Origin of the sequence: Streptomyces sp. NPDC059080 (assembly GCF_042739975.1) — a bacterium.
Lineage (GTDB): Bacteria > Actinomycetota > Actinomycetes > Streptomycetales > Streptomycetaceae > Streptomyces > Streptomyces benahoarensis.
The window spans coordinates 41657-45784 of sequence record NZ_JBHYGX010000017.1; the positions used below are offsets into that span (position 1 = coordinate 41657).

Sequence of the window (4128 nt, forward strand, 5' to 3'; positions counted from 1 at the left end):
GCGCGGGGCGCCCCGTGAGAGGGGGCGCTCCGAGCGGGTGCTCCCAATACCCCAGCGCGGCGCCCCGGGCGGGCCCCCCCCCGGGTTCCCCCCCGCCCCCCCCCCCCCGTTGGGGTGAGTAACGGGACTTGAACCCGCGACATCCTGGACCACAACCAGGTGCTCTGCCAGCTGAGCTATACCCACCATGACCGGTGCTGTGTGGTTCTTTTTCCCCACCGGCTGAGAAAAAGTGTACAGGGTCCGAAGGGGTGCTCGCTCCCGGCTTTCGCCGTGCCGGGAGCGAGCTACGTCACTACGGCGTGGCCGGGGCCGCCGGCGGCACTACGTGCTTGGCCGCGAGGGCCTTCGCGGTGCCGGAGTCCGGGCCGGGCTGCGGCACGAAGACCGCCTCCCGGTAGTAGCGCAACTCCGCGATGGATTCACGGATGTCGGCCAGCGCCCGGTGGTTGCCGCTCTTGTCCGGACTGTTGAAGTACGCCCGCGGATACCAGCGCCGGGCCAGCTCCTTCACCGACGACACATCGACGATCCGGTAATGCAGGTAGTTCTCCAGCGTCGGCATGTCGCGGTGCAGGAAGCCCCGGTCGGTGCCGACGGAGTTGCCGCACAGCGGCGCCTTGCCGGCCTCCGGCACGTGCTGCCTGAGGTACGCCAGCACCTGCTCCTGGGCGTCCTCCAGCGTCGTGCCGCCGTCCAGCTCGTCCAGCAGTCCGGAGGCGGTGTGCATCTCGCGCACCACCTCCGGCATGGTGGCCAGCGCCTCGGCGGGCGGGCGGATCACCACATCCACGCCGTCGCCGAGTACGTTCAGCTCCGAATCGGTGACCAGGGCGGCCACCTCGATGAGCGCGTCGGTCGCCAGCGAGAGACCGGTCATCTCGCAGTCGATCCACACCATGCGATCGTTCATACGACTCACCCTACGGGGCGCTCACGCTGGCTGGGCAGCATGGGGCGTCCGGTGCCCCGACCGACCGATGCCTCCGGAAGGCGTGCCGCGTAGGCGTCCGACTGCGGTTTGCCGGCCTCCGGATCAGCGGTGGCCAGCGCCGCTGCCGGATTGGCCAGCGCCGCGAACCGGTCGCCCATCGGAGCCGCCCGCTCGCCCCGCTCCGTCCGCAGTCCGCCCTCGGGCGCACCGCCCTGCGGCCGCCGGGCCCGGTACGCCGCGCGGTACGCCGCGGGCGAGGCACCCAGCTGTCGCCGGAAGTGGCCGCGCAGCGCGACCGGCGAACGGAAACCGCAGCGCCCCGCGACCTCGTCGACCGAGTAGTCGGAGGTCTCCAGCAGCCGCTGGGCCTGGAGGACCCGCTGCGTGATCAGCCACTGGAGAGGGGCGCTCCCGGTCAGGGAACGGAACCGCCGGTCGAAGGTGCGACGGCTCATATAGGCGCGGGCCGCCAGCGTCTCCACGTCGAACTGCTCGTGGAGGTGCTCCAGCGCCCAGGCGACGACCTCGGCGAGCGGGTCCGAGCCGATCTCCTCTGGTAAAGACCTGTCCAGGTAGCGCTGGTGCCCGAGGTCGGCCGCGGTGCGCCGGGGCGGCACGACCAGCCTGCGGGCCAGTGCGTTCGCTGCGTCCGCGCCGTGGTCGCTGCGCACGATGTGCAGACACAGGTCGATACCGGCCGCGGTCCCCGCGGAGGTGAGCACATCGCCGTCGTCGACGAAGAGCTCACGCGGGTCCACATGGACGGACGGGTAACGCTTGGCGAGCGTCGGCGCGTACATCCAGTGGGTGGTGGCCGGGCGGCCGTCGAGCAGTCCGGCCGCGGCGAGGACGAACGCCCCCGTGCACAGCCCGACGATCCGGGCCCCCTCCTCGTGCGCGCGGCGCAGCGCGTCGAGTGCCGCGGGCGGCGGGGCCTGGGTGATGGAGCGCCAGGCCGGTACGACGACCGTCCCGGCCCGGGCGATGGCTTCCAGCCCGTAGGGAGCGGAAAGTTCCAGCCCCCCGGTGGTGCGCAAGGGCGCGTCTTCGCCCGCGCACACAAGCAATCGGTATCGGGGAACGCCCGCGTCCTGGCGGTCGATTCCGAAGACCGAGAGCGGTATGGAGCTCTCGAAAATGGGGCCGCCGCTGAAGAGGAGCACCGCGACTATTTCGCGGCGTCGTCGGGCAGCGAGCTTGCGTGCGGGATCTGGTACGGCAGCGGAGTCCTGGCTCATGGCACTTAAGCCCCCCTCGGTCGTCTCGCCCTCTCGGTACTGCACAGCTCCCCCGCCATAACTACCAAGATCGAATCTACTGTGTCCCGTGAGGATGGCGTGCCAAGTTCACCACCCACTGGTATGTCGATATGGCAACTTGGCGCGAAGCATTCGATCACGAAGCGTTCCACTCGTCGGGCCTCCAGGGAAAGTGCGCGTCTCGGCTCTGCCCGTTCGCAGTAGGGCACAACCATGCCGAGCGGTCCTTTCCGCCCTGCTCACGCCGGGGTTGGGGGGCGGCCGGAGCAAGGTGGTGATCCGGACCCGAAGTTGGCTGAAAACGGTTGCGGCGGGGGTTGTGCGCTCTCTCTGCGAGCCCTGCGTACGTGTCGGAACACCCCTTGCTTCCATGCGCCCCCGTCCGCTTACGCCCTGCTCTGTCCTGATGTGCGGTGGCCGTCACGGCAGCCCCAGGGGTAACGCCCGGGGTGCGGTCCCGACGCCCGCCGAACCGCGTGGGCCAGGGGTTGCCGCCGGGCGCCGGGCGGCGGTGGAGGAGATGACTCCGCCCGGCGGTCCCGGGCCCCACGGGCGGTGTGCGGAGCCGGAGAACGTCACTCGTGTCCCAGGGGGTACGTACGGGGGCAGGCCGGGGCATTGCCATCCGGGCGTGGCTCCGGCATGCTCCGGGGGACCGTTCCAGGGGTGGCACCCCGCCCCGTGCGGGCGCTCCGCCTTCCTGCGGCCCCTGGGCAGCGGGGGAGTGGCGCCGTACTCTTGGGGTAAAGCCTTGGAAAGATGATTCCCGGTCGCATTGTTCTTCGTTGAACTAAGACGTCGGCCCCTCGATCGGGTCAGCTCAGTCAACTGCCGGATCAAGTCACACGCCGTCCCCCGTTCGCCCCTCAGCAAGAGGACGTCCTCGCCGAGACACCAATGGCCGGTCACGAATTTCCTGAACCCGCGCACCGCAAGCAGGTGGCCGACCCGCTGGCCGACCTCCGGGCGGCGGAAGAGGCACACCATCCCTGTGATCCCGCGTTCCGGCACGGCGTCGTCGTCGGCTTCGACGGATCGATGTCGAGCGAGCGGGCGTTGGCGTATGCAATCGGTATGGCGCGGCGCCTCGGCTCGGGCCTGATCATCGTGCATGTCGCCAACAGACTGCCGACGACCGTCTGGGCGGGGTGCGAACCGCCCGTCTTCGTGGACGTCCCCGATCACCGCACCGAGGTGCTGGGCCTGGAGCTGGCCTGCGCCGACCATCTCTCCGAGGTCCCCTGGATCCTCGTCGAGCGCGGCGGGGACATCTGCCACGAACTGGAGGAGGTCGGCCGGGAGTACGAGGCCGACGGCATCGTGGTGGGCTCCACCCACGGGATCGTGGGGCGGATCTTCGGCTCCGTCGCGGGCCGTCTGGCGCGCCGCGCGCAGCGCCCGGTCATCGTCGTCCCCTGAGCCCCCCCCGCCGCCGGGCCCCCGCCGGGCCCTCTCCCGCCGCTCCGTGCCGTACGGCGCCGTGGAGCGCCCGGTGTTCACCTCGCCCTGTCCGTGCCGTCGTGCGCCCGCGTGCGACTCCCCGGGGCACGTCCGGATCTCCCTGGAGTGTGCACAGATGCGGGGGAGACATGGGGATTGCGGGCAGTCGTGAGATCAACTGCCGTACCGAGGTGGATTGTGACGGTGTGACGGGTAGATACCGGTCGGACGCGACGGCCGTCCGGGCGGAGCTCGGGCGCGTCAGGAGCGTGTCGCCGACCGGGAGATGACGGTTACCGGCGCGGCGGCATCCGCCGGCGTATGGGCGACGCCGGCAACAGGGGAGGCGGCGGCTCCGTGCGGCGTGGTGGCACGCACGGAGCCGCCGGGGGGGCCCCCGGGGCCGGGGGGGGGGGGGGGCGCGGGGGGGGGATTAAACAAAAACCGGCCCCCAACAAAAACATCAAGGAGGGTTGGGGGAGAGTGGGGGGGATA

General features: G+C 71.0%; 3 protein-coding genes and 1 tRNA gene. 1 reads left to right on the forward strand and 3 read right to left on the reverse strand.

Annotated elements, in window-relative coordinates; all coding sequences use genetic code 11:
• Nucleotides 1–110: 110 nt before the first annotated feature.
• The 3 genes from ACFWWQ_RS16080 to ACFWWQ_RS16090 all read right to left on the reverse strand — a co-directional run bounded on the left by ACFWWQ_RS16080 (nt 111) and on the right by ACFWWQ_RS16090 (nt 2172).
• Nucleotides 111–186: transfer RNA gene (locus tag ACFWWQ_RS16080), tRNA-His, on the reverse strand.
• A 109-nt stretch (nt 187–295) separates the two neighbouring features.
• Nucleotides 296–913: an oligoribonuclease gene (orn, locus tag ACFWWQ_RS16085; protein ID WP_384596386.1), complete on the reverse strand. Its 618-nt coding sequence runs from the start codon at nt 911–913 to the stop codon at nt 296–298.
• 5 nt (nt 914–918) lie between these two features.
• Entirely contained in the window at nt 919–2172 is a 1254-nt protein-coding gene (locus ACFWWQ_RS16090) for a GlxA family transcriptional regulator (protein WP_384596389.1), read from the reverse strand.
• Between the two features lie 918 nt (nt 2173–3090).
• Here ACFWWQ_RS16090 and ACFWWQ_RS16095 point away from each other — a divergent pair.
• Nucleotides 3091–3612 carry a universal stress protein gene (locus ACFWWQ_RS16095; protein ID WP_030283209.1) on the forward strand — a complete coding sequence of 174 codons (522 nt, stop codon included), beginning with the start codon at nt 3091–3093 and terminating at the stop codon, nt 3610–3612.
• The last annotated feature ends 516 nt before the right edge of the window (nt 3613–4128 follow it).